Raw genomic sequence first — 24661 nt, 5'->3', positions numbered from 1 at the left:
GCAAATCTAATTTATGTCCATGATTCTCCTAAAATTTCAATTCCTTTTATGATTTCCTCTTCTGAATTACCACCAAAACCAATTTGTATTAATGGAAACTTTGGTGTTCGGTTGATAAAAAAGCGCGAAGCAGCGTAAACTTTTACCCCGTTTTCTGCAGCTTTTTGAATCAATTGTTGTTCAGTATAACCATTCTTCACACGTAATAGCACATACAAACCAGATTCTTTTCCTACGATGTCAATTTCATTCTCAAAGGATTTTTCAATAGCTGCTATTAACGTTTCCATTTTACTTTTATATATGGATCTCATTTTGCGTAAATGTGAATCCCAATATCCATCCTCCATAAAAATTGCCATTGCTCTTTGATGAATAGCAGATGCAGACTGACCAATATGTGAAAAGGCCTGATGATATTTCTTTAGTAATTTTGGAGGAAGTATCATATAGCTTATTCGTAAAGTTGGTAGAAATGATTCTGTAAAACTTCCTAGATAAATTACACGATTTAAATCTTGAGAAGCTAGTGCAGGAATTGGTTGTTCTGTATAACGAAATTCGCTATCATAATCATCTTCAATAATGTAACTATTTGTATTGTATGCCCAATCGATTAATCTTTGACGTTCATAAATGGGCATTGTTACGCCTGTTGGAAACTGATGTGATGGTGTAGTGTGAAAAATATGTTGTTTCCCTTTAGGAAGTTGTTTTAAAAGTTTACCATCCATTGTAAATGGTATAGGTAAAACATCAAAATTAAATAATGGATTAAATATACGAGTAGGTTCAAAACCAGGGTCTTCACATATAATTGTTTGTACATCATTTTTTAATAACAAACCAACTTTTATTAACAACTCTTGTTTAGTACTGCCTATTATGATTGCATGAGCGTTTGTATTAATTTTTCTTGATTTAAGCAAATAAAAGGAAAGTTGCTGTCTTAAAAATGGATCACCTTGGTAATGATCTTTTGAAAATATGAATGGTTGTTCCATTGCTAAGTTCGTACATTGTCGCCATTTTACTATAGGAAAGGATTCTTGATCTACAGCCGTTGGTTGGAACTTTATTTTATAAGATGGTATTTGTTTACGTACAAAAGTATAGGTATCTCGTTTCCAACGATTTTGATTATTCTTTATAGGGTTTACAAAATATCCTTTATTCACCTCATGTCTTAAATAACCTTCAGCAGTTAATTGATTTAATGCAGATACAACTGTACCACGACTGACATTCAGTTCATTTGTTATTTGGCTTATGAAAGGTAACTTTTCATTTGAATTTAAAGATTTATGAAGGATTAAATCTTTGAAGTGAGTATAAATTTGTTGGTATTTTGGTATACCTTCATTAAAATGCAATTTTAAAAAATTCATAAGTACACCCACCCTTTCTTTATGGAATAAAGACTCTAAGTTTAGAAGATTTGTATTCTCAAAAAATTAAAAAATATATTTCTTCCATTATACACTAAAATAATGGCTGATTTTACATACTAAGTAATTTAAGGAATTAAATAAAAGATTTTAGCTTTACACAAAACGACATTTTTACAATTAGATTATTAGATACATTTGTCATATTAAACAGATGACAACTATAAATTAATCTGGGTATCCAATTTCTTTATTATTATCATTGAATAGGGGGATATGTGATGAAACTTGAAGTGGAAATTTTGCAAATTAGAGATAGTTCATATCAAATTGGTTATCAAACGGGAGAAAGTATTCGGAATAAGGCAATTGTTAACACCTTTGGATTAATCACTAAATCTAAAATTGACATTAATAATATGAAAAATATTTATAATACATTTGCTCCATATTTAATAGAAGAATTGGAGGGAATCGCAGCTAGCCTCCATATACCATTTAGTAAAGCAGCTTGTTTGTTTAGTGGATATGATGTGCCAAAGACGGAGGCAATGGGTTGTTCAGCTGTAATGACGAAGGATTATTATGTTAGAAATTATGATTTTGGACCTGAACTTTATGATGGTATTTTCAGTATGGTACAACCAGAGAATACTTTTGCATCAGCGGGCTATAATTTACAAGCAATCGGGAGACATGATGGGGTCAATGAATACGGATTGACGATTGGTTTGCATTTTGTAAGTAATATTGATTATTCAGTAGGGTTATCACCATGGATCTCAATTAGAATGATACTAGATACATGTAAAACGAGTGATGATGCTATTCAATTGCTGAAGGAAATTCCACACTCAGCTTGTTATAATTTCTCTATTGGTGATAATCATGGTAATATAGCAGTTGTCGAAGCAACCCCTTCAAATGTGTTTGTAAGGCAAGATGATGAACTATTATCATGTGTTAATCATTTTCAAATTGATGAGCTTAAAAGAAAAAACAGACAATTTAGTGAAGAAAGTTCCCTTAAACGGAATAAATATCTTCAAAAATTCAAGGATAATAAACCTTCTTATCATGAAATGTTCAATCATTTTTCCGATGAACAATCACCTTTGTTTTTTAACCATTATAAAGAGCTTTTTGGGACGTTACATACGTTTGCATATTCCTATGAACAACAAACGATTTTAACGTCAGTAGCAAGAAGCAATAAAGCAATGGAGATTAATTTTAAAAAATGGTTGAACGGACAAAATATAAAAGATAAAATTTTATATGGAATCATAGAATATTAGCAAAAAATTCTATTAAATCTACAATTTATAAATGGAGGTCAACAAATGGAGAATTTTATATACAGAAATCCAACTAAACTTATTTTCGGAAAGGGACAAATTGAAGCCCTTAAAACGGAAATTCCTAAATACGGAAGTAAAGTGCTACTTGTCTATGGTGGAGGTAGTATAAAAAATAATGGATTGTACGAAAAAGTCATGACAATACTTGAAGAGATCAATGTAGGAGTATTCGAATTATCTGGAGTTGAACCTAATCCACGACTAACTACAGCAGAAAAGGGAATTGAAATTTGTAAGTCCGAACAAATTGATTTTATATTAGCTGTAGGTGGAGGTAGCGTAATCGATTGTACGAAGCTTATTGCTGCTGGTTCAAAATACGACGGCGAAGCATGGGATTTAGTTATAAAAAAAGCATTCGCAAAAGAAGCTCTACCTTTTGGTACGATCCTAACAATTGCAGCTACGGGGTCTGAAATGAATTCTGGTTCTGTTATTACAAATTGGGAAACAAACGAAAAACATGGTTGGGGAAGTAGCGTAACATTTCCACAATTTTCAATACTAGACCCAGTTAATACGTTTACAGTACCTAAAAATCAAACAATTTATGGGATTGTCGATATGATGTCACATGTATTGGAACATTATTTCCACCTAGTAGAAAATACGCAATTCCAAGACCGTATGTGTGAGTCGTTACTCATTACAATCATGGAAACTGCCCCAAAACTTCTTCAAGACTTAGAGAATTACGAATATCGAGCTACTATTTTGTATTGTGGAACGATGGCTTTAAACGGAATACTAAATATGGGATATGCCGGTGACTGGGGATCACACAACATAGAACATGCAGTTTCTGCAATCTATGATATTCCTCATGGTGGTGGTTTAGCTATATTATTCCCACATTGGATGGAGTATAATTTGCATATAAAACCAGCTCGTTTTAAACAATTAGCTGAAAGAGTATTTAACGTAAATGCCGAAGGGAAAAGTGATGAAGAAGTTGGCCTAGAAGGTATTCGCAAATTACGTGAATTCTGGAATAGTATTGGAGCACCATCACGTTTATCTGATTATAAAATTGATGACAGTAAATTAGAACTTATGACTGATAAAGCAACGATCAATGGTGAATTTGGTAGATTTGCAAGACTGAACAAAGAAGATGTGATGGCAATTTATCGTGCTTCATTATAGTTTTATCTAATTTAAATAGCTAGATGAAGCAGAAGTGGAAAGGTAACTACAATGAATGTTTATGCATTTAAGAAATGTTAGTGCAATATTCATTCATGTAGTTACCTTTTTCCTTATTTATGTGGATGATTCAATGCGGACAATTGCTATGGGGAAAAGTAAGTTCGATTCTCACATTTCCAAAAAACTTTACTAAATTAGAACTTCTTTTCACTAAGTGCTCCAAAGTTTAGGATAAGCACTTATGAGGTTAAAGAAGAAACGGTAGCCAAGTCGTGGAAAGTACTGTCAGCAGTGAATTTTAGAATCTGTATTTATAGATAATATATTTTAGTAGGGAAAATTTATTCAAGAAAAATTATAAAACTATAATATAACATCTACTGTTCGCTTTTATTAAACTCTTCTTCATTAAAAACTTCTACGTCAACAAGACGAGCGCCTACTTTATGAAGGATACTTTCAATTTCCTTCACTGTTTTTTTATTTGCACCTTTATCTAAAGTAATGATCACCCTTCTTAGATACCAGTCCTCGTCGTCTATAGAGAAAACACATTGTACCGGACATTTTTTTCTTATTAGTAATAGTGTTTTTGCTAGAATCCCTTCAGCAACAGGAACCGCTATTGTTAATGCGCAACTCCCAGTCTTATAACCCCAAGCTTCTTCTAATAGCTCAAATACTTTAGAATGTGTCATGATACCATGAAAATTCCCAAATTCATCAGTTACCGCAAGAAAAGGAAGTTGTTTAATCTTTAAGAAAACCTTATAAAAAGAACTAGTCATCTCAATTGTTCCATCTTGATCCTTTGCTAATTCTGAAATTGGTACATCTTTTTCTCCATACTTTTTCTGGAATTCGAGAATATCAACTTTATATGCATTCCCTATAAATTTCTCGCTCTTTTTGTCTAATATTGGGATGCAACGATAACCAGACGCATCAAGTTTTTCTAAAACAGTTGATGCAAGATCTGTTTCCTTACAAAATGTAACTTCACTTTTTTTCACATATCTTTGTTTGACAATCATGATGATCCCCCTCATCTTTCAATAATTAAAAATACATACAGGCTAAAGTATGTATACCATTGTTATTATATTCAGGAATTACGATAAAAAATAACATAATAATAGGTTAAAAAAGAACTAATTTTTGTTGTGAATATTTCAAATAATTTATACGAATATTTGAAATACTTCGATATAGTAAAATTTGTTAGAATGAGAGGATTAACGTTTTAAACAGAGAATTAAATGGAAAGGGAGATGAAAATATGGAATCGTTTAAACCGATTAAGAGAAGTAGAGCCCGTATTTATGTGGGAACTAAATATTATCGAATAAAAAGATATAGCGAATGGTGGTTTGGTTCTCAAAAATATGTCACTAGAAAAAGTAAAGAAAATCCACTACAAAATGTAATTTTTTCACATAAAACCTTATTGTTACGAAAACTTAAAGATGTAGATATGTGGTTACAGCATAATAAGGTTAAAAATTTGAAAATCGCAACAGAAAAACTAAATCAAATCGTTATTCGTCCTGGTGAAACCTTTTCCTATTGGAAACTACTCGGAAATACAACAAAAAGAAAAGGGTATGTAGATGGGATGGTGTTACATTATGGAAAAGTTCAATTAGGTGTTGGAGGTGGCCTCTGTCAACTATCAAATTTAATCTATTGGATTACTTTACATACGCCATTAACAATTACAGAAAGACATCGACATAGTTATGATGTTTTTCCAGATTCTAATAGAACTCAGCCTTTTGGAAGCGGTGCTACATGTGCTTTTAACTATCTCGATTTGCAAATAACAAATGAAACATCTAATATATACCAACTAGTTGTATATTTAACTGATACACATCTTGTAGGGGAATGGCGTTCAGAAACTCCAGCAATTCGTACTTATAAATTGTTCGAAAAAGAACATAAGATTACGCTTGAAAATTGGGGAGGATATATGAGGCACAATCGAATACATCGTAAAGTATATAATATGAACAAAGAACAAATTGATGACGAGTTTATAACAGAAAATCATGCGATTATGATGTATAACCCATTATTGGTGGATATTAAAATGTCAGAATATAAATAATGAACTAAATGAAGGCGTTTTCAATGTATTTTGTATAAATATAGTTAATGGTGTACAAAAAAATCTGTTTTATGTAATATTATTCTAGATTCATTATTTAGGAGGATGAGAGGATGGAAAATGTTAAAAAGCAGTTAGAGGCATTAGATTTGCCGGTTATTGCAGCACCTATGTTTTTAGTATCTGGTATTGAACTTGTAGTAGAAGGTTGTAAATCAGGGGTGGTTACGACTTTTCCTTTATTAAACGCTAGAACAAGTGAAGAGTTAGAGCAATGGATGCAAGAAATTATAGCACAATTAGCGGAAGCAAAGGAATCAAATTCAAAAGTTGCTCCATGGGGTGTCAATCTGGTCGTTCATAGATCAAACGATCGTTACGATGCTGATGTCGAACTTATCAAGAAATATCAGCCTCCAATTGTAATTACATCATTAGGAAAACCTACTGATATCGCGAAAGTTGTACATGAATATGGTGGATTGGTATTTTCTGATGTTATTAGTATCAAACATGCAAAAAAAGCTGCTGAAGCGGAGATTGATGGTTTAATCCTTGTATGTAATGGTGCCGGAGGACATGGTGGAACTTTAAATCCAATGGCTTTTGTACATGAAGTAAAACAATTTTTTGACGGGCTTATTATTTTATCAGGTTCTATATCACATGGACAAGATATTTTGGCTGCACAAGTAATAGGTGCAGATCTTGCCTATATGGGCACACGCTTTATCGCAACTGAGGAATCAATTGCAAGTCAAGCATATAAAGAGATGCTACTTGAAGCCCAAGCGGCAGATATCATTTACACAGATAAAATTAGCGGCGTTAATGCAAACTTTATCGTTCAAAGTGTACTAAACGCTGGACTTAACCCAAATAGTTTGGAAAAACCGAAAGAGCTTGAAATTGTACACAAAGCGGATGGAGCCAAAGCTTGGAAAGATATTTGGAGTGCAGGGCATGGTGTCGGAGGTATAAATGAGATCTTACCTGTATCAAAGCTAGTGGAAAAGTTAAACGCAGAGTATCAAGACAGTATTCAAAAAGTCATAACAAAACAACAGAAGAAAGTTAGTTTATAAATATACTTTGACTGAAATGCTTGATAGAACAAATAGGAAAAGAGGCATTCCAAACGTACCGGGATGCCTCTTTTCCTATTTGAGATTTTACGATGGTGCTAGTATTAAAAATCATAATCATAAAGGGTATATCTAAAAAACGCTTTTTTGAATTAATTTCTTACTTTCTTTTCATAACTTTCATTTTTTCTTTCATATCTGCATTAGTTTGATTGGATTCAATAATTTTTTGTAGAGCTTTATTGTAAGTAAAACGATTTTGTGTGCTTGTTTGTAAATATTCTTCTGTTAAAATTGGATACTTGATATAACAAATGGAGATTGCCCACGCAACAGCCATTTGTGTATAAAACTTACCATTTTGAATCGAGTCCAGTACCTTTAAAGTCTGTTGAATATAATGTTCATCAACAAAATAGTTCAATAACATTACTGCTGCAAATCTAGCCTCATATTCATTTTTTGAAGAGGCATACGGAAGTAAAAATTCCCATACTTCATTTTGATGATTTTTTGTACATTTTAAGCCACTACAGAAACTATCACATACTGACCAGTTATCAATACTGGGTATGAATTGTTTTATATATTTTAATTGCTCATCAAAATCCAACTTTGCATAACCAATGACCATTCCTCTTAGCATTTTCTCCTCAAAAAATAGATCCTGACTTAAATTTGAATTTAAGTATGTATGAGCGTCCCTTTTCGCGATTTCTTTCGCTATATTACGAATAGAAGGAATTCGCACTCCAATTATTGTTTCCTTATCTACTGTAGGCAGTAACTTCGCGTTAAAATCCCGATAATTTAAATCTTGCAGTTCAATCAAACGTTTTCGTATATTTTGCTGCATCTGATCACTCTTTTCTTTAAATTAGTTCTTTCTTTAAGTTTAACCGATATTCCCAATACTGTATAACTCAATAAAATTGATATTATATAAACCTCGATAGTCTATATAGTTCAAAAAATTTTAGGCAATAAGGCATTAAATGCATTTCTAAGAATGAAACAAATCTACTTATTCATACTATGAGTGAGGTGAACATCAAAAATGACAGACAAGCATCAACAACATATTATTTTCGGTTTCATCATTGTTTTTATTATTGTTGTCATCATCAGTATTAATGTTATTTCAAAAATACAGGAAGAAAGACCATATATTTACCACGGCAAAGATGCACCAATCCCAACAGAACTAAATCCTATTGTCAATGAAAGAAAAGATACTTTAATCCAAAAAGCTGCAAATAAAAATATTTCTGTTGTTATTACCGAAGGGATTCGATCATTTAAAAAACAAGATGAGCTATATCAACAAGGAAGAACTACAAAAGGAAATATAGTAACGAATACAAAAGCGGGTGAATCTTATCATAACTATGGTTTAGCGTTTGATTATGCTTTATTGGATTCAAAAGGAAATATTATTTGGGATACTTCTTATGATGGCAATGGAAATGGAAAGTCTGATTGGTTCGAAGTTGCAGAAATCGGTAAGAAACTGGGATTTGATTGGGGAGGTGATTGGATAAGTTTTAAAGATTATCCACATCTACAAATGACATTTGGTATAAGTATTGAAATGCTAAAAAAAGGATATCGTATAAATGATAAAGTTGTAAAAAGTAATTCAACTCATTATAACAGCGTACAATTCTTCTCCTACAGCGAATATTCGCATTGAAAAAGCTATCTATAAGTATGATATAAAATACTTACAGATAGCTTTTTATTATGATAATTCTAAATGCTTTCGTAACTCGGAAGAAACTTTCTTAATCTCATTTTCATCCATCTTGTAATACCATATTCCATTAATAGTTTCTCCTCCTCCTTTCTCAAAATGTAATTGACGGATCTGTGTAATCGAATCTTTATAGTTTTTTTGTAGTGTTGTCAATTTTTTATTATCATCTAATTATTAGTGATAAAAACACCATAAATAAAATACATAAGAATGAAAAATAGTAAAAGTTCATAGAATTATAAATATAAGCGTATTTAATATTCAATCTGTAAAGGTGGATTGTACATGAATATATTATTGACATTTATAGCGAGCGGGCTATTCTTCATTCTTACATTTATAGTAGATACCCTTGGTGCAAAGTTGATCTTTTTATTCATTGCCTTTTTATTATTTAAATGGGGATCACATCAGATTCAATTAATTGAAAATGGAAAAGAAGAGGAAATAAAAAAGGAAACCGAAAAATTACTTCAGGAATTTATTCACTCACAATCGACAATTTCTGATGATTATCTAAATGCATTATTACTAGATGAAGCTTCCCAAACGTTATTTATTGCAACCAGAGAAAATCTTGAGACTGGCTTTGACGTAAAGGAGTTTCTCTTTAATGAAATATACGAATCTTCTATAGAAGAAGATGGAAAACAAATTGCTTTAATATCAAGGGGTGGTTTACTGGGAGGAACGTTACTTGATGATGGTGGTAACTCATTAGTATATATAATGGAGCCAGAAAATAATAAGAAAAATGATACAGAAGAAACTGAAGACATTTCAAAAGATATTGTTTCAAAACTAAGTTTAAAATTAGTCGTAGATGACTTGGCTAGTCCTATTATTGAGTATGTCTTTTTAGAAAGTGAAGAGAAAATTGATAAAGATTCAGATGAGTACAAAGATGCGGCAAAGGAATGTAAAAAATGGCATCAAATGATTAGTGTTCTGATTAAACGTCATGATTTATTGAATAAAGTGATCATTAAACGTTACGAGGATACTAATAACGTAATATAAATAAAGACTATTAAATATTTCTTTGAAAAAATTTAAAAATTCTACTGTAATTTTAAAAAAAGAGTGTTATACTTTCCACATAGATGAATAATCCTTCGGGGTCGGGTGAAAATCCCAATCGACGGTGATGAAGAAATTCTAAGCCCGTGAGCCTTTATAGGCAGGATTTGGTGTAATTCCAAAGCCGACAGTATAGTCTGGATGAGAGAAGGATGTATGGAATGCTTATTGCTTATGGAATCTATTTATGTTCTATAGGTTTATTTAGCAATGTTTAAATTCAAACTTCCAATCCACCCCGTAGAGTAAATCTATGGGGTTTTCTTTTTAAAGAAAACCATTTAACAATTTTATAGTAATGTCCTTCGGGGTCGGGTGAAAATCCCAATCGACGGTGATGAAGAAATTCTAAGCCCGTGAGCCTTTATAGGCAGGATTTGGTGCAATTCCAAAGCCGACAGTATAGTCTGGATGGGAGAAGGACGATGTGTAATGGTAATTCTTATGAAGTTGTAGGCATAAGTTTATTTCATAATACCATTTATTACATAATCTCCCGTAAACTCCTAAGGAATAAACTCTTTAGGAGTTTTCTTTTTGGAAAGTTTATAGAATTTGGAGTGATTCAAATGACCGATGAATTTTACATGAATTTTGCGCTTCAATTGGCAAAAGTGACTGAAGGACAAACCAATCCCAATCCTGTTGTCGGTGCCGTCATTGTAAAAAATCAAGAAATCGTTGGTTTTGGAGCTCATCTTAAAGCGGGTACTCCTCATGCAGAAGTAAATGCATTGCAAATGGCAGGAGAAAGGGCAAATGGAAGCACCGTTTATGTAACGCTAGAGCCATGTAGTCATTATGGGAGGACACCTCCATGTGCGCACGCGCTCGTAAAAGCTAGCGTTAAAAGAGTGGTTATTGCTTCTTTGGATCCAAATCCAATTGTTGCTGGAAAAGGTGTTACCATTTTAAAAAATGCTGGAATCGAGGTAACTACAGGTATCTTAGAAGACAAAGCTAATCAGTTAAATGAAGCTTTCTTTCACTTTATTCAAAATGAGGTCCCTTATGTAACACTAAAACAAGCAATTACGTTAGATGGGAAATTAGCAACGGAAAATAATGGTAGAGAAGCAATTACAGGTCTAGAAGTACAATATGATGTTCATAGAGATCGCGAGTCAAACGATGCCATACTTGTAGGGATTGGTACGATTTTAGCTGATAATCCAAGCTTAACCAATCGATTGGGTAATACAAAAAAACAACCAATAAGAGTGATATTAGATACAAGTCTGAATATGCCAGACAATGCAAAAGTAGTTACAGAAGATATAACAGATACTCTCATTTTTGTTGGTTCAGAAGTATCGGAGGAAAAGGTCAAAAGCTTCTCACAAGAACATGTTGAGATTATTCAAATTGAAAAACCAACTATTTCTATAAAAGAAGTATTAAAAGAACTTGGCAAACGTAATATTATGAAGCTTTATGTTGAGGGGGGCAGCAAGGTAAATGCAAGTTTCTTAAAATCAGGATATGTCAATCAACTAATCACATACATTGCACCCAAGATCATTGGTAGAAATAATGCTGTTAATATGATCGGAGATTTAAATATTCATCATATAAAAGATGCATATCCGCTTAAATTTAAAAACGTTGAAATGATTGGTAAAGATATCAAAATTACTTCTGTACCGAAATGAGGTTGTTATATGTTTACTGGAATTGTTGAAGAATTAGGGGTAATAAAAACAATAAAAAATGAACCAAAAAGTATGCAGTTAACGATTGAATCGAAAAAGGTTATAGAAGATATACATTTAGGAGACAGTATCGCAATCAATGGTGTCTGCTTAACAGTTATTTCTTTTTCAACTAAACAATTTACTGTAGATGTTATGCCTGAGACTGTTAAAGCTACAAATATTCACGCTTTACAAACGGGCCAAGTCGTTAACTTAGAAAGAGCGATGCCCGCAAATGGCAGATTTGGCGGACATTTTGTGTCAGGTCACGTAGACGGTACCGGTATAATACTGAGAAAAAGAAAATTGGCGAATGCAGTTTATGTAGATATAGGAATTAGTAAAGAGCTAAGTAAATTTTGTATGATGAAAGGTTCTATCGCGATTGATGGTATTAGCTTAACTATTTTCGATGTAAAACCAACACAAATAACGGTTTCGTTAATTCCACATACATTTGATCAAACGATATTAGGAATAAAAAAAGAACAAGAAGTTGTCAATATTGAAAATGATTTACTCGGCAAATATATAATCCATCATTTAGAAAGAAAAGATGAAAAATCAAGTATTACATTAGATTTCTTAAAAGAAAATGGATTTTAAAGGGGTGAAAGTAAATGTTTAATACAATCAAGGAAGCAATAGAAGACTTAAAAAGAGGGAAAATAATCATTGTGGTGGATGATGAAAATCGTGAGAACGAAGGCGATTTTCTTGTATTAGCTGAATTTGCTACACCAGAAAACATTAATTTTATGGCCAAATATGGTCGCGGTCTAATTTGTACACCAATGTCTAAAAAACTAGCAACACAACTTGAATTGAATCCGATGGTCGAAAATAATACGGATAATCACCAAACTGCATTTACTGTCAGCGTTGACTACAAGACGACTGAGACAGGAATAAGTGCATATGAACGATCTGAAACAATTCTCCAATTGATTAATCGCAAATCAATTGGAGCAGATTTCCGTCGACCTGGACATGTATTTCCATTAATTGCAAAGGAAAACGGTGTCTTTGAGAGACAAGGTCATACAGAAGCTGCAGTAGATTTTGCAAAACTTTGTGGTTCGGAACCAGCGGGAGTTATTTGTGAAATCATGTTAGATAACGGCAAAATGGCAAGAGTTCCACAATTATATGAAATTGCAAAGGAACATAACTTAACCTTTGTTACTATTGCTGATTTAATACGTTACCGAAAGGAAACAGAAACAATTGTTGAAAGGGTGGCTTCCGTTAAACTACCAACATCATTTGGAGAATTTCAAATGATTGGTTATTCAAATCAATTAAATGATAAAGAACATGTTGCAATTATTAAGGGAAAACCTCAAAACGAAGAAGCACCACTTGTTCGAATTCATTCGGAATGTTTGACTGGTGATGTTTTTCATTCAAAACGCTGTGATTGTGGACCACAATTACAAAAATCACTAGAAATAATAGAAGAAGCTGGCAATGGAATTGTGCTATATATGCGTCAAGAAGGAAGAGGGATTGGCCTTCTAAACAAATTAAAAGCCTATGAATTGCAAGAACAAGGTTTCGATACTGTAGAAGCCAACATTCATCTTGGATTTCCTGCAGAAATGCGGGATTATAGCATAAGTGCACAAATGTTGCGGGATTTGGGAATTGAAAAAATTCGTTTAATGACCAATAATCCTGCCAAAATCGAAGGAATAACGAAGTATGGTATTCAAGTTGTCGAACGAGTACCTGTAGAAATTGAAGCTGAACCAGAAAATGAAAAATATTTGCACACAAAAAAAGAAAAAATGAGACATATCTTAGCATAGGAGTGAATGGAAATGGGAAAAACATTTGAAGCACAATTAATCGGAACAGGTTTGAAAATTGGTATTGTCGTTGGAAGATTCAATGAATTTTTAACTGGAAAACTATTGTCAGGAGCAATGGATGGCTTAAAGCGTCATGGTGTAGATGAGGAAGATATTGATGTTGCATGGGTTCCTGGAGCATTTGAGGTGCCATTTATCGCAAAAAAAATGGCGGAGACAAAAAAATACGATGCCATTATAGGTTTAGGTACAGTGATTCGAGGTGCAACATCTCATTATGATTATGTTTGTAACGAAGCGGCAAAAGGTATTGCAAATGTAGGTTTAACATCTGGCGTACCAGTCATGTTCGGCATCGTTACTACAGAAAATATTGAACAAGCCATCGAACGATCTGGCACAAAATCAGGAAATAAAGGTTATGATGCTGCCGTATCTGCAATTGAAATGGCTAATTTAAATCACATGTTCGATTAATATAAAAATTTTTAATTTAGTGTATAAAAGAAACGGTACGAGCTATACTATAAAAGATTTCACTTAACAAATCCTTTCATAAACAGGAGGGGTTAACCGATGGGTGAACCAAGTCCAGGTGAGCACTATAGCTCATAGTAGATTAAAGCGTTAAACATTCTCAATCTAATGAAACGGAGTGAAGTCCCGTGGATCAGGTCTGAGTAATTTAGCGATTGCAAGACTTTTTTAAACATCATGAAGGATTCGTAAATCTAACATGATTGGGAGGGAGAATTCGATGGGTGATCCGCCAAAAAAGCGATAATTACTCAGAGAGTTCATAACTCTGGGCGAGATTAAAAAGTTAATATCTCATTTCTAATGAAACGGAGAGTGAAGTCCCGTGGATCAGGTTTGAGTTTAAAGCGAAAGCTTAACGTTTTAATCGTCATAAAGGATAACATCTTTTATGATCAGGATGTTGAATGGTTAAAGAGTAAGTAGAACTTTAGTTCTTAATTCTCAATAATATTCTTCTACTGTGAGCTGCTTTAAAAAGTTAGGTCCAAGGTGAATGCTTCGTGCAGGAGTCTTAGATATATGCAAAGCTAAAATAACATTTAATCGATATGAAGGATAAAGTGAAATCAGACCCGGAATTAATTTTCCGGGTTTTTCATTTTCATTTAAAATTACTTTCGTTTTTCTATTTATAGTTATACATAATAATTTCCGACATTTACGATAAATTATTTAAAGGAAAAATTTCACTTTAGGCGAAATTTTAATAGTAATGATGTAATTGGAGGAGGTTTAGTTTGAAACGCTTTTTGGATTATGTCACTTGGGTTATTATAATAGCTTTTTCAATTTATATGGCTTTACGATTTCGTGTATATTTGGGAAAAGAAGCAGAAATTTCTTTTGATAATAAACAAATAATGATATTTAACCTAATTTTTCCGATTTTCGTAGGGATTTTATTACGATTACCTAAATTTCTTAAGGAGAAAAAAGGCAAAAAGAAATGGCGCATGGATTGGATAAAATTAATCGTTATTGCATTACCAGCTTTGTATTTTTTACTACTACCTTATTTGAGTTATTCGAGCTTCGGTGATAAGTTAGTATTTACAAATCAAATTTTAGCATTAGGTGATACTACAATTATGTTCACTATAATTGCTGGAATCGTTTTTGGATATGTACTAACGGATAGTGTGAATTTCTAATTAGGCATAAACTGAAAAGTAAGAGCCATACTAAAAAAGATTTCACTATGAAATCCAACATGATTAGGAGGGAAGAACATTATGGGGAAACCGGACCACTTAGATCCAAAGTCTCAAAAGGTTCATCAACTCTGGACTAGAATAAAACATTCAAAATCTCAAGTTAAGGGAGAAACGAAGATAACACTTCGAAACCAAATCTTGAGGAGTCAAGCGAAAGCTCGTCAATTCTAGTTTTAATCATTGTGTAGGATAAGTGCAAATCAAAAAAAGAAGTCCCAAGGCCAATAGCTTTGGGACTTCTTTTTAAATAACAACATCATTTTCTAAGTTTTTAGGTTTTGGAATAAATACTTTAGCATCTTCGCTTAAAGAATTGTAAATTTCAGGTTCTGACAATAAATCCTTTTGTAAATATACATAACATTTAAGCTCACTTAATTTACATTCATAAGCCAGATTGTTTATATGTCTAATAATAAGTTGTGTTTCTCTTGAGTATATGTTTTTATTTTTTCCATCATTTATTTGAATGATGCAGTTTAAAAAAGTTAGTGCGTCTAAAGATAATTGTGAACGTATTCTTGGCTTAGTAAATTTATCTAAGTTTTGTTCGACAATTTTTCGAGCTGATGGAAAATCATTATTTGCTATAAATTTTTCTAAATATACAATATCTCTATCTATTTTCATAAATAAACCCTCTAATCACATGATAATAGTACTTGTTTTTATTAATTATAACATTACTTATTGACTATTTGTAAAGTAAATAAAATATCTGCTTGTCTTTTTTGTGTCAGTCATTTTTTCTTTAAAATATTGTATTTATATCAATAGGCAGTCGACACACTTTGGGAGTCAAATACATATCATTTTATAGAAGAGGTGGTGAAGGATGAAAGAAGAAAAAAGAGCTCTAACCCATGATCCTGTCGAAGTTGAACAACAGGAATGGAAGAAAAGACGACTTAATGAACGATGGAAGCAGACCTTAACGATCGCTTCACCCATTTTTCTCTTAATTTTGTGGGAATTTTTATCCAGAACAAATCTTATTGATGTACGTTTCTTCCCTCCGCCAACTGATATTATATACACATTTTATAACATGTCCGTAAGTGGGGAATTATTCCATCACATAGGGGTATCACTTTATCGGATTTTTGCTGGATTTTTACTTGGTGTAATTCCTGGTATCGTGATTGGACTGTTGATGGGGTTATATTCACCAATTCGACATTTTGTATCACCAATTGTAATGGCTCTTATGCCAATTCCTACATTAGCATTGCTACCAATTATCATTATTTTATTTGGAATTGGAGATTTTTCTAAAATCGTTACAATCGCAGGAAGTGTGTTTTTCCCTGTAGTTATTAATACGACTGCTGGAGTTATCAATATAGACTCAATATATTTAGATGTAGCCAAAAATTACGGAGCAAATTCAAAAGACTTTTTCTTTAAAATCGCACTTCCAGGTTCACTACCAGTTATGATGGAAGGGATTCAAATGGGTCAGGCAATAGCTCTTTTAACAATAGTAGCTGCAGAAATGATGGGTGCAACTTCAGGAATCGGTTATTTAATCTGGACCTCTTACAAAGCATTTTTATTGAAAGAAATGTTTGTAGGGCTAATACTCATCTCGTTTTTCGGTTATTTATTCTCACTAATTCTACGATATCTGCAGAAGAAGATTCTTCCTTGGAGGTGAGGTATTGGAGAATACGAAAATATCGATTAATAACTTAACTAAAGTATTTTTTAAAAAAAATAATAGTGTTACGGCATTAGAAGATATTTCAATGGAGATTTTTGAAGGAGAGTTTGTTTGCTTAGTAGGTCCAAGCGGCTGTGGTAAAACAACTCTATTAAGAATTTTGGCGGGGTTAGAAACAACGAGTGTTGGAGATTTTGAGATTAAACTAGGCAAGGAAGATAGACCTCTTCAGTCAATGGTGTTTCAAGAAAGAGGGATTATTCCTTGGTTAACAGTTGAAGAAAACGTTGCTTTTGGTTTGAAAATGAGGCATTTACCAAAAAGTGTGATCAAAGAGAGAACAGATTACTATATTAAAAAAGTAGGCCTTGAAAAGTTTTCTAAACTATTTCCAAAAGAATTATCGGGTGGTATGAAACAACGAGTAAGCATTGCTCGTGCTTTTGCCAATGATCCAGAAATATTGCTGATGGATGAACCTTTTGCAGCACTTGATGAGCAGAATAAGTTCATCTTACAAGAGGAATTACTTTCAATATGGGAAGAAACTAAGAAAACGGTATTGTTTATCACACATAGTATTGATGAGGCGCTACTGTTAAGTGATCGTATCTTACTAATGAGTGCCCAACCTGGGAAAATTATTAAAGAAATTAAAAATGATATACCTAGACCAAGAAATATCGAAAAAATCCGTTCACATCAGCAAACAACAAAGAATTTTATAGAGATATTAAATCATTTGCACGAAGAAGTACAAAAATCTAGAAAGTAAGTTTGTTTTAAGGAAAGGGGGATTTCAATGGGGAAATGGTTGAAACGGGGGCTTGTGATACCATTGCTGTTACTAGCGATGGTCATAGCAGGATGTTCAGAAAAAAGTACAAACAAAACAGACAACGGTAAAGTCGATAATGCAGTAAGTAAAGAAAATAAATCAGGTGATCTTGCACCGTTAAAAAAGAGAACAAAAGTCGTTGTTGCTGAAGACGGAGCAGCTTCAGGTGCAGGATTTTATATTGCAAATGAAAAAGGCTATTTTGACGATTACAATATAGAAGTCGAATTTGCACAATTTGCCAATAGCGATGATATGCTGCCAGCACTAGCAGCAGGGGAAGTTGATATAGCGGGTGGCATTTCTACTGCATCATTTTTTAATGCAATTGCACAAGGGATCGATGTTAAAATAGTAGGAGATAAAGGACATAATATGCCAGGAAAATCTTATTTTACATTTGTCATCGGTAATAAGATGAAAAATGTTATTAAAGATTACCCAGACTTTAAAGGGAAGAAGATTGCTATTTCTTCAAGAAATTCAATTGATGGCTATATCTATGCTTTAATGCTAGAGCATGCTGGATTAACAGAAAAAGATGTAAAAACTGTAGTTATGTCCGATTTTGGTAGTATGCTTGGTGCATTAGAAAATGGTTCAATTGATGCTGCACTTAGTATTGAACCTCTAATAGCACAGGGTGTAAGTAAAGGAATATTAACTCGCTTTGGTGACGCAACCGATTTTGCACCAGATTCACAAATCGCTTTAGTTTTAGCATCACCTAAGTTTATGAAAGATGAAAAGGATATATCTTTACGTTTTATGCTTGCTTATCTAAAAGGTGTACGTGATTATAATGATGCTTTTACAAAGGATATAGAGAAAGCGGAGATTATCAATATAATGACGAAGTACACTGCATTAAAAGATCCTGCATTATGGGATAAAGTTTATGTAACAGGTTTAGATCCGGATGGTAAAATGCGAGAAGATGATATTCGTAACCAATATGAAATGTACAAAAAGAATGGCGCAACAGTTGGAGAGTTTGACTTTGATAAAGCCATTGATACTTCAATTACTAATCAAGCAGTAAAAATCTTAGGAAACTATCAATAAATTGAGATAGGCACCTCTACAAAATACTTGTAGATAGGTGCCTATTTTATGTCGCCATTATGATATATTTGTTTATTTTAAATCTTGAATATACATTATTTTAAAGAAACTATTTGAATCATCGCCTTCTACATAGTCATAGTAGAGCTTGTATTGACGAACACGTAAAATAGATTTGTTCTTGCCATTTTTAGTTTCTTCAATTGTTTCTTTCGTATCGACAGTAAAATCTGTATCTGAAAGACGGTTAATCTTAGAAATTTCTATTTTATTTATTTTTTGAGTAGTGCCATCTTTATGTTGCTGTTCAACTTCATTTAAAAGATGTTCATATAGTTTCGTTTCATGCATAATATATTCATTAGCTAAAGTAGTGAAGTCACCTGTTTCGATTGCATTTGAATACTCAACTGGATATTTTTCGATAAAATCAGTTATTTTTTGTTGTTCGGTATCTGTCATTTTTTGTCCAGCGATTGTAACTGTGCTATCTGTTGTTTCTGGTAAATTGGCATCGGTATTTTTTGCTGTTTCAGTAGTAAAGGCTTCGGTTTTCTTTGAATCACCTGTTTTATCTTCAGTATTTGAACATGCGAAAAGTAGAGAAGCTGTTAAACAAGTGATGCATAAAATCTTCCAGTTTTTCATATCAAGTCCTTCTTTCACAGGCTATTTTATATAATCATAACTTATTTTTGGAAAACTTGGTACTCTATAATTTCTCTGTCGAATAATTATTTAATACAAATGTTCATAAAAGTATAAATTTGACCCTTAAAATAAGGTGAGATCAAAACTCTTAGTAATTTGAGTAGGATTTCGAATATATTATTACAATAAATTGTTTAATTAAAAGGTAATAACATAATTTACCAAAAAAATCCCTTATAAAAGTTGTATTATCAACATTTATAAGGGATTTACACGTTATAAAAAATATGCCGACTAAGAGAATCGAACTCTTATCAATGGATTACGAGACCACCGTTCTACCATTAAACTAAATCGGCAACAACTGATAAGTTGTTTATCAACAACAAAATATATTGTAGCACTTTTCAGGGAAACATGCTAGGGTTTCTAAGAAAAAATTTTACCAATATATTAAAAATGAGTCAGTTGATTTTATGCATGTGATTTCTTTAGTTTATAGCGTAGTTGTTTAAGTTGGAAAAAGATAAAGCAACCAATACAGAAACCTAAAATAGCGATTCCTGAAGCCGCTGTAACCATAATTGTGAATATATAGCCTATTACAGATTTATCAAGCTCGAACCCAATAAAGCCAAACAATAAACATGTGATAGCAATGCATGAATTGAATTTTTGTTGAACTACATCTTCTGGAATATATTCTGATGGCTTTTTCTTTAAAAATAAACGAGCGAACTTCATAAATGGATTGAAATTAAATAATAGGCCAAGTAAATTTGCAACCAAAGGTATTAATAAAATTAATGGCTGTTGAAAAATCCATGTTGCAATAGTGCTTAATAAAATGATCCATTGATTGACACGTACTAAAGGTCTTGGGATAAATGCAGGTTTTTGCATATAAAAACCAACCTTTCATATAAGATTAATTAAATATTACTCCATTATCAGAAAAAACAAAAGTGTTTTTGTTGAAAAATTCAAATTTAAAAGATCTTATTTAGTATTTTGAATTTTATACTTATTATTCCAAATGTGCTTAGCATATTATAACTTCATATTCTTATAGAAATGGGGAATGTCATGAAGAAAATATTTACTTTTGTATCATTATTATTTCTTTTAATCACATCTTTAACGTTTGGCGGAAATGATGTTCATGCGAAAACGATTAAAGCACCTACGTCATTTAATACTTCATCAAGAGCATACTCGACTTCTTTAACATGGAAAAAAGTTAAAGGTGTTAATGGTTATGTAGTGTATCATAGAGCAGCGAATAATAAGTACAAGAAGATTAAAACGACTTCCAAAAATTCTTATACACATTACAATTTAAAAGCCAATGCCAAACATTATTATCGCGTAAAGAGTTATGTTAAGAAGAATGGTAAAACAACTTATAGTGCATATTCGAAAACTGTAACAATTAAAACAAAGTTTGCTACTTACCCTAATGTATACACCTTTATGGATGATGAAACTGATAGTAACAAAAGTTATGTAGTAATTGCCGTAAAAAATAAGAGTAGCAAGAGTATCTATATTCAAAATTATGGGGATTTATTTGATAGAGATTTTCTTGATTATGATAGAACATTAACACTAATAAGTTTAACGGATGACGAAAGAATTATTTATCCAAAGTCAATTACTATAAAGCCCAAAAAAGAAACGTTTATTCTATATGAAGTTAACGGTTCGCCAACATGGTATGATGATGGTACAACTTTACGATTCTATTATTACTATGAAGGGCAATTGTGGTATCAAGATGCAAATGTAACTAATAATAATGATTATATAGAGATTGACTTGTAATAATTAGCTTTTAAGGGGCCCATAGTTAGATAGTTCACAGGTAATCCCTTCTTCTGGATACCAAATATCCGCTATACAATAACGTTTAAATTCAAAATTAACCATAGCTTTGGGCTCTTTGACCCGTAAGTACAATAGTTTTGGCAGCTATTTAAGATAAAAATGAGGGGTAGAATTGAATGACTTTTTTAATTATCGATTAGATACTAGTAATCTTGAAGATAAAGAAGGAAATTTAGGAAATCGAATGCAAAGAATAATTGGGATTTGGAATAAATTAACAGTGTACTTTTTAACGAAAGGCACAAAATTAACTATTCATTATTATGACAATGATATAATATACCCCAAAAAAGGTTATCCCTCCACAGGCTATGGTGTGAAAAACATAATATTATCAGAATCTCAATGTAAGAGAATAGAGAACGAAGATAATCTTATTGAATTAACAATAAGTTTAAATGAAAGTATTAAAAATATTATTTTTAAAAGTATGGTAGAAGAGATAGATTCGGAATATGAAAATATAACGCCATTTTTTCATTTTAATATTTTGGATAAAAATGGGCTTTCTATTTTTACATCACAGGATTATGGATGTAATACATTAATGTATTTAACTATGTCGGATATTAAAGAATTATCATTAAATGAAAATGAAAAGTTATTCTTCGTAAAAATTTCAGAAAATAAATAAAAAATCTATTAATAAAAAGAAGGTACCCAAATATGAGTTCCTTCTTTTTTATTTTTTATCTCACGGGTATAAAAAGCTATTAACCTTTGCTTAGCTTTCTTTAATTAGTTTAAAGTCTCTGCATTATGTGGAAATAAATGTTTAAAATCAGACGATGCTATGATGTAATATATCTATACTAATGACTAGACAGTTCAATAAGTATGAAACGGAAAGGTGGAATAGCTTTTGTTAGAGATAGTCCCTTTTTACATATCATCATTGGAACAAGTGTAAGCGTCAAGTAGTTTTGAACACTTTCTGCTAATTAATTTTGAACACCTTCATTTTCAAACATACTTTCACGATGTTTCATTCGATAACTGTCATCATTCATATGAATAACTTCTACTCGATGAAGCAATCTGTCTAAAATTGCAGTCGAAATACCTTCATCGCCTAATAATTCACCCCATTGATCTGGGCTTTTATTTGACGTTAAAATAATCGAACTTCGCTCATAAAGATGATTAATTAGATGAAAAAACAAGTTTGCTTCTCTTTGATTCATTGCCATGTACATTAAATCATCAATAATTACTAAATCAGAAGATCTAATTCGATTAATTTGTAATTGTGATTTGCGTGTAAATTCACTTGTCTTTAATAGGTTTATTAATTCACCCATTGTCACAAACGTTACTTGAAATCCCTTTTGAATCGCTTCGATACCTAATCCAATAGCCATGTGTGTCTTACCGACACCTGGCGGTCCCAATAAGATTAAATTGAATTGCTGTTCTAGCCAATTCATCTCTTTCAATTGGTCCAATTGGCGACGGCTTATTGAAGTCTGATCTGACAAATTAAATTCCTTCATTGTTTTGAAATAGGGGAACTTAGCCCATTTCATACGTTTTTCGATACTCTTTTCCTCGCGCTTTTTCAACTCAAACTGAACCATTTCTTGAACTAATTCTCTATATGTCCAAGATTCCTGTTCGGCCTTTCGGAATAGGTTTGGTAACTCAATGGCTGTCTCAGTTAATCTTAATTGTTTAAAACAATTTTGTAGATTTTCTAGACTATCATCCATTACATCACACCTCCTAAAATCTCGGTGTAAGTACTTAATGGTCGCGTTTCAACTTGTATATTTCTAGGTTTTAATCGCTTGGATTTAGATTTTTGAATCGGTTGTTCCTTGCCATGGGTATTGCTCATGTATTTAGCTACATCACGAAAATCATTTGCGCTTATAAGATGTTCATCCATACACTTCTGTAAAGCTTCATCGATAAATGCTGCGTAATCCATTGTTGTCTTTTGTAATATGGCAAGTTGATCACGCTTATACCGCGGGTATTCTTCCATAATGTCATTTATGAAAGTAGTAGCTAATTCTGTATTTTTAAATTGACGAACTACTGTCTCTTTGTAGGCTTGAATACCTTTTGAACGATCACGCCCATGATTTCGATTTTTAATTAACTTTCCTTTTCCTAATTCCAAACGGTGTCTAGCTAAAACTTCACTATCAGAGTTTCCTTTAATCACAAGAAATTGTTGATGTCTTTCATCTGTATGGATTTCAATTGCTACCATATTCAGACCTTTAGGTCTATATGTGCCAAGTGGAACTGAGTAGCGATTGGATTTATACTTGATAGTATTGTCCTTATTTACAGTTCTTGTTATACTATATTCGTTATTACTCTCTTTTGAGAGTAGGTAGGTGACTGGCTTTAAGTGCTGCTTTTCGAGGAGAAGTACTTCTGCCGGTCTCTTTTTGGTTCCACTATGAACTTTAAAGTTACCCGTTCTTTTTAGCCAATCTAAGCACCGTTCATTCCAATTGTCTATGGTTGTAAATATTCGGCTATCTGCAAAGTTATTTTTCACATACTTTACAACGTTTTCAATTTTCCCTTTTGATTCTGGATCCGCTTTTCTACATAAATAAATTCTAAAGCCTCGTTGTTTTTTATAAGCTTGAAACTCTCCAGTTAGTATAATATCTCCAGCATTTTCACTAACGGTTATCAAATGATCTTGGTCATATACGATTTCTTCCGTCATGCCTCCGAAGTACTGGAAGGCATTTTCATGACTCCTTATTGTATCGCGGGTAGTGAATGGGCGATCTTGCCATTCTACATATTTATAACGAGAATGAGAGAGAACAAAACAAATGCAATATAATTTTACTTCACCTTTATCTTTCGTTTTTTGACGAGTCTCTCCCCAGTCAACTTGCATTTGTTTCCCCATGGGCTGCTCAACAACCGCCTCATATTGCCTTACTCTTGTAGTCTTCTTAATCTGATATTCTTCTCTTAATTGATTTACATATAATCTCATAGTACTTTCTCCGACAATAAACTTAGGAAATCGTTCAAGTAACCAATCCTGCAATTGAGCGGCACTTAAATGAGGGTACTCTTGTAACCATGCAATAAGCCAATCTTTGTATGGATCCAGCTTTTTCTTTCTAGAACTCAACGAGTTCACCCATTCGAAAGCTTCCTCTGAAGTCATATTCAAATATTTATAGACGGTCGTACGAGATATTTTCAGTTGTTTTGCAATTTGTTGTATAGGCTGTTTTTGCTCAGCCATTTGTTGAATTGCTAAATATAACATTAATTTCTTTTTCACCTTTCATTCCCCATTTCCAATCTACTACCAAATAGTATAAAGGATTAAGGTTATTTATTGGCGAAAGTGTTCAATCTTATTTAGCGATAACTGTC

26 protein-coding genes, 1 tRNA gene and 2 riboswitches are annotated in these 24661 nt (G+C 32.4%); of the genes, 17 read left to right on the top strand and 10 right to left on the bottom strand.

Translation table 11 applies throughout. The features are described from left to right. Positions 1 to 11 precede the first annotated feature (11 nt). Entirely contained in the window at positions 12 to 1388 is a 1377-nt protein-coding gene (locus CW357_RS09150; RefSeq protein WP_119416861.1) for a MocR-like pyridoxine biosynthesis transcription factor PdxR, read from the bottom strand. A 281-nt stretch (positions 1389 to 1669) separates the two neighbouring features. Here CW357_RS09150 and CW357_RS09145 point away from each other — a divergent pair, with 281 nt between their 5' ends. Next, positions 1670 to 2686, top strand: a complete 1017-nt coding sequence (locus tag CW357_RS09145; RefSeq protein WP_124217860.1) for a C45 family autoproteolytic acyltransferase/hydolase — start codon at positions 1670 to 1672, stop codon at positions 2684 to 2686. A 45-nt stretch (positions 2687 to 2731) separates the two neighbouring features. Then, positions 2732 to 3895 (top strand): iron-containing alcohol dehydrogenase, encoded by a 1164-nt coding sequence (locus CW357_RS09140; RefSeq protein ID WP_124217859.1) that lies wholly within the window; start codon positions 2732 to 2734, stop codon positions 3893 to 3895. Between the two features lie 380 nt (positions 3896 to 4275). On the opposite strand, the gene cbpA is transcribed toward CW357_RS09140, so the two are convergent. Then, positions 4276 to 4932, bottom strand: a complete 657-nt coding sequence (gene cbpA, locus CW357_RS09135) for a cyclic di-AMP binding protein CbpA (RefSeq protein WP_119416858.1) — start codon at positions 4930 to 4932, stop codon at positions 4276 to 4278. A gap of 245 nt (positions 4933 to 5177) precedes the next feature. On the opposite strand from cbpA, the gene CW357_RS09130 reads away from it, so the two are divergent. Both CW357_RS09130 and CW357_RS09125 read left to right on the top strand, forming a co-directional pair. Further along, positions 5178 to 6008, top strand: a complete 831-nt coding sequence (locus CW357_RS09130) for a VanW family protein (RefSeq protein ID WP_124217858.1) — start codon at positions 5178 to 5180, stop codon at positions 6006 to 6008. A gap of 113 nt (positions 6009 to 6121) precedes the next feature. Continuing rightward, positions 6122 to 7093, top strand: coding sequence for an NAD(P)H-dependent flavin oxidoreductase (locus tag CW357_RS09125; protein WP_124217857.1), 972 nt, complete (start codon positions 6122 to 6124; stop codon positions 7091 to 7093). 160 nt (positions 7094 to 7253) lie between these two features. Here CW357_RS09125 and CW357_RS09120 read toward each other — a convergent pair whose 3' ends face one another. Continuing rightward, positions 7254 to 7949 carry a DNA alkylation repair protein gene (locus tag CW357_RS09120; RefSeq protein WP_124217856.1) on the bottom strand — a complete coding sequence of 232 codons (696 nt, stop codon included), beginning with the start codon at positions 7947 to 7949 and terminating at the stop codon, positions 7254 to 7256. 201 nt (positions 7950 to 8150) lie between these two features. Here CW357_RS09120 and CW357_RS09115 point away from each other — a divergent pair, with 201 nt between their 5' ends. Next, positions 8151 to 8786 (top strand): M15 family metallopeptidase, encoded by a 636-nt coding sequence (locus CW357_RS09115; RefSeq protein WP_124217855.1) that lies wholly within the window; start codon positions 8151 to 8153, stop codon positions 8784 to 8786. 48 nt (positions 8787 to 8834) lie between these two features. On the opposite strand, the gene CW357_RS18240 is transcribed toward CW357_RS09115, so the two are convergent. Next, positions 8835 to 9002 (bottom strand): hypothetical protein, encoded by a 168-nt coding sequence (locus tag CW357_RS18240; RefSeq protein WP_164489574.1) that lies wholly within the window; start codon positions 9000 to 9002, stop codon positions 8835 to 8837. Positions 9003 to 9134: 132 nt separating this feature from the next. Here CW357_RS18240 and CW357_RS09110 point away from each other — a divergent pair, with 132 nt between their 5' ends. The 7 genes from CW357_RS09110 to CW357_RS09080 all read left to right on the top strand — a co-directional run bounded on the left by CW357_RS09110 (position 9135) and on the right by CW357_RS09080 (position 15362). Then, positions 9135 to 9869, top strand: coding sequence for a hypothetical protein (locus CW357_RS09110; RefSeq protein WP_124217854.1), 735 nt, complete (start codon positions 9135 to 9137; stop codon positions 9867 to 9869). An 87-nt stretch (positions 9870 to 9956) separates the two neighbouring features. Then, positions 9957 to 10086: riboswitch (FMN riboswitch) on the top strand. A 140-nt stretch (positions 10087 to 10226) separates the two neighbouring features. After that, positions 10227 to 10356, top strand: a riboswitch (FMN riboswitch). 142 nt (positions 10357 to 10498) lie between these two features. Beyond that, positions 10499 to 11581, top strand: a complete 1083-nt coding sequence (gene ribD / locus CW357_RS09105; RefSeq protein ID WP_124217853.1) for a bifunctional diaminohydroxyphosphoribosylaminopyrimidine deaminase/5-amino-6-(5-phosphoribosylamino)uracil reductase RibD — start codon at positions 10499 to 10501, stop codon at positions 11579 to 11581. Between the two features lie 9 nt (positions 11582 to 11590). Continuing rightward, positions 11591 to 12229, top strand: coding sequence for a riboflavin synthase (gene ribE / locus CW357_RS09100; RefSeq protein ID WP_119417103.1), 639 nt, complete (start codon positions 11591 to 11593; stop codon positions 12227 to 12229). Between the two features lie 14 nt (positions 12230 to 12243). Then, a complete protein-coding gene (locus CW357_RS09095) occupies positions 12244 to 13434 on the top strand; it encodes a bifunctional 3,4-dihydroxy-2-butanone-4-phosphate synthase/GTP cyclohydrolase II (RefSeq protein WP_124217852.1) in 1191 nt (396 codons plus the stop codon). 12 nt (positions 13435 to 13446) lie between these two features. Next, positions 13447 to 13914, top strand: a complete 468-nt coding sequence (gene ribE / locus CW357_RS09090) for a 6,7-dimethyl-8-ribityllumazine synthase (RefSeq protein ID WP_119417105.1) — start codon at positions 13447 to 13449, stop codon at positions 13912 to 13914. 800 nt (positions 13915 to 14714) lie between these two features. Next, positions 14715 to 15128, top strand: a complete 414-nt coding sequence (locus CW357_RS09085; protein ID WP_124217851.1) for a hypothetical protein — start codon at positions 14715 to 14717, stop codon at positions 15126 to 15128. Between the two features lie 81 nt (positions 15129 to 15209). Continuing rightward, positions 15210 to 15362 carry a YpzG family protein gene (locus CW357_RS09080; protein WP_119417107.1) on the top strand — a complete coding sequence of 51 codons (153 nt, stop codon included), beginning with the start codon at positions 15210 to 15212 and terminating at the stop codon, positions 15360 to 15362. Positions 15363 to 15434: 72 nt separating this feature from the next. Here the strand turns inward: CW357_RS09080 and CW357_RS09075 are convergent, their stop codons facing one another. Beyond that, a complete protein-coding gene (locus CW357_RS09075; RefSeq protein WP_119417108.1) occupies positions 15435 to 15821 on the bottom strand; it encodes a hypothetical protein in 387 nt (128 codons plus the stop codon). A 205-nt stretch (positions 15822 to 16026) separates the two neighbouring features. On the opposite strand from CW357_RS09075, the gene CW357_RS09070 reads away from it, so the two are divergent. From CW357_RS09070 to CW357_RS09060, 3 genes are read left to right on the top strand one after another with little or no spacing between them, the layout of a single operon-like run. After that, entirely contained in the window at positions 16027 to 16848 is an 822-nt protein-coding gene (locus tag CW357_RS09070; protein ID WP_124217850.1) for an ABC transporter permease, read from the top strand. 4 nt (positions 16849 to 16852) lie between these two features. Further along, positions 16853 to 17629: an ABC transporter ATP-binding protein gene (locus CW357_RS09065; protein ID WP_233548154.1), complete on the top strand. Its 777-nt coding sequence runs from the start codon at positions 16853 to 16855 to the stop codon at positions 17627 to 17629. 27 nt (positions 17630 to 17656) lie between these two features. Beyond that, a complete protein-coding gene (locus CW357_RS09060) occupies positions 17657 to 18757 on the top strand; it encodes an ABC transporter substrate-binding protein (RefSeq protein WP_124217849.1) in 1101 nt (366 codons plus the stop codon). A 72-nt stretch (positions 18758 to 18829) separates the two neighbouring features. On the opposite strand, the gene CW357_RS09055 is transcribed toward CW357_RS09060, so the two are convergent. From CW357_RS09055 to CW357_RS09045, 3 genes are all read right to left on the bottom strand, one after another. Beyond that, positions 18830 to 19405, bottom strand: coding sequence for a TcaA NTF2-like domain-containing protein (locus CW357_RS09055; RefSeq protein WP_124217848.1), 576 nt, complete (start codon positions 19403 to 19405; stop codon positions 18830 to 18832). Between the two features lie 291 nt (positions 19406 to 19696). After that, positions 19697 to 19767: transfer RNA gene (locus CW357_RS09050), tRNA-Thr, on the bottom strand. Between the two features lie 115 nt (positions 19768 to 19882). After that, positions 19883 to 20311, bottom strand: coding sequence for a DUF4395 domain-containing protein (locus tag CW357_RS09045; RefSeq protein WP_119417112.1), 429 nt, complete (start codon positions 20309 to 20311; stop codon positions 19883 to 19885). 183 nt (positions 20312 to 20494) lie between these two features. Here CW357_RS09045 and CW357_RS09040 point away from each other — a divergent pair, with 183 nt between their 5' ends. Then, on the top strand, positions 20495 to 21232 hold the full coding sequence (locus CW357_RS09040) for a hypothetical protein (protein ID WP_119417113.1): 738 nt from the start codon (positions 20495 to 20497) through the stop codon (positions 21230 to 21232). Positions 21233 to 21407: 175 nt separating this feature from the next. Continuing rightward, positions 21408 to 21929, top strand: a complete 522-nt coding sequence (locus CW357_RS09035) for a hypothetical protein (RefSeq protein WP_124217847.1) — start codon at positions 21408 to 21410, stop codon at positions 21927 to 21929. Positions 21930 to 22236: 307 nt separating this feature from the next. On the opposite strand, the gene istB is transcribed toward CW357_RS09035, so the two are convergent. Continuing rightward, a complete protein-coding gene (istB, locus tag CW357_RS09030; protein ID WP_124217846.1) occupies positions 22237 to 23004 on the bottom strand; it encodes an IS21-like element helper ATPase IstB in 768 nt (255 codons plus the stop codon). Continuing rightward, positions 23004 to 24551, bottom strand: coding sequence for an IS21 family transposase (gene istA / locus CW357_RS09025; RefSeq protein WP_206426816.1), 1548 nt, complete (start codon positions 24549 to 24551; stop codon positions 23004 to 23006). Before istA ends, istB begins: the two co-directional genes overlap by 1 nt. Positions 24552 to 24661: the final 110 nt, after the last annotated feature.

The sequence above is a fragment of the Rummeliibacillus sp. TYF005 genome (assembly GCF_003844195.1).
In the GTDB taxonomy this organism is placed as follows: domain Bacteria; phylum Bacillota; class Bacilli; order Bacillales_A; family Planococcaceae; genus Rummeliibacillus.
The sequence above is the reverse complement of the archived record's forward strand: the minus strand, read 5'-3'. Positions and strand labels throughout refer to the sequence as shown.

What these genes read in the sequence shown, in the direction of transcription:
- ribE (WP_119417105.1), top strand. Translation starts at nt 13,447, where the DNA reads ATGGGAAAAACATTTGAAGCACAATTAATCGGAACAGGTTTGAAAATT.
- istA (WP_206426816.1), bottom strand. Translation starts at nt 24,551, where the DNA reads ATGTTATATTTAGCAATTCAACAAATGGCTGAGCAAAAACAGCCTATA.
- CW357_RS09120 (WP_124217856.1), bottom strand. Translation starts at nt 7,949, where the DNA reads ATGCAGCAAAATATACGAAAACGTTTGATTGAACTGCAAGATTTAAAT.
- CW357_RS09150 (WP_119416861.1), bottom strand. Translation starts at nt 1,388, where the DNA reads ATGAATTTTTTAAAATTGCATTTTAATGAAGGTATACCAAAATACCAA.
- CW357_RS09045 (WP_119417112.1), bottom strand. Translation starts at nt 20,311, where the DNA reads ATGCAAAAACCTGCATTTATCCCAAGACCTTTAGTACGTGTCAATCAA.
- CW357_RS09140 (WP_124217859.1), top strand. Translation starts at nt 2,732, where the DNA reads ATGGAGAATTTTATATACAGAAATCCAACTAAACTTATTTTCGGAAAG.
- ribE (WP_119417103.1), top strand. Translation starts at nt 11,591, where the DNA reads ATGTTTACTGGAATTGTTGAAGAATTAGGGGTAATAAAAACAATAAAA.
- istB (WP_124217846.1), bottom strand. Translation starts at nt 23,004, where the DNA reads ATGGATGATAGTCTAGAAAATCTACAAAATTGTTTTAAACAATTAAGA.
- CW357_RS09145 (WP_124217860.1), top strand. Translation starts at nt 1,670, where the DNA reads ATGAAACTTGAAGTGGAAATTTTGCAAATTAGAGATAGTTCATATCAA.
- CW357_RS09095 (WP_124217852.1), top strand. Translation starts at nt 12,244, where the DNA reads ATGTTTAATACAATCAAGGAAGCAATAGAAGACTTAAAAAGAGGGAAA.
- CW357_RS09110 (WP_124217854.1), top strand. Translation starts at nt 9,135, where the DNA reads ATGAATATATTATTGACATTTATAGCGAGCGGGCTATTCTTCATTCTT.
- CW357_RS09125 (WP_124217857.1), top strand. Translation starts at nt 6,122, where the DNA reads ATGGAAAATGTTAAAAAGCAGTTAGAGGCATTAGATTTGCCGGTTATT.
- CW357_RS09060 (WP_124217849.1), top strand. Translation starts at nt 17,657, where the DNA reads ATGGGGAAATGGTTGAAACGGGGGCTTGTGATACCATTGCTGTTACTA.
- CW357_RS09040 (WP_119417113.1), top strand. Translation starts at nt 20,495, where the DNA reads ATGAAGAAAATATTTACTTTTGTATCATTATTATTTCTTTTAATCACA.
- CW357_RS09115 (WP_124217855.1), top strand. Translation starts at nt 8,151, where the DNA reads ATGACAGACAAGCATCAACAACATATTATTTTCGGTTTCATCATTGTT.
- CW357_RS09130 (WP_124217858.1), top strand. Translation starts at nt 5,178, where the DNA reads ATGGAATCGTTTAAACCGATTAAGAGAAGTAGAGCCCGTATTTATGTG.
- CW357_RS09080 (WP_119417107.1), top strand. Translation starts at nt 15,210, where the DNA reads ATGGGGAAACCGGACCACTTAGATCCAAAGTCTCAAAAGGTTCATCAA.
- CW357_RS09055 (WP_124217848.1), bottom strand. Translation starts at nt 19,405, where the DNA reads ATGAAAAACTGGAAGATTTTATGCATCACTTGTTTAACAGCTTCTCTA.
- ribD (WP_124217853.1), top strand. Translation starts at nt 10,499, where the DNA reads ATGACCGATGAATTTTACATGAATTTTGCGCTTCAATTGGCAAAAGTG.
- cbpA (WP_119416858.1), bottom strand. Translation starts at nt 4,932, where the DNA reads ATGATTGTCAAACAAAGATATGTGAAAAAAAGTGAAGTTACATTTTGT.
- CW357_RS09075 (WP_119417108.1), bottom strand. Translation starts at nt 15,821, where the DNA reads ATGAAAATAGATAGAGATATTGTATATTTAGAAAAATTTATAGCAAAT.
- CW357_RS09070 (WP_124217850.1), top strand. Translation starts at nt 16,027, where the DNA reads ATGAAAGAAGAAAAAAGAGCTCTAACCCATGATCCTGTCGAAGTTGAA.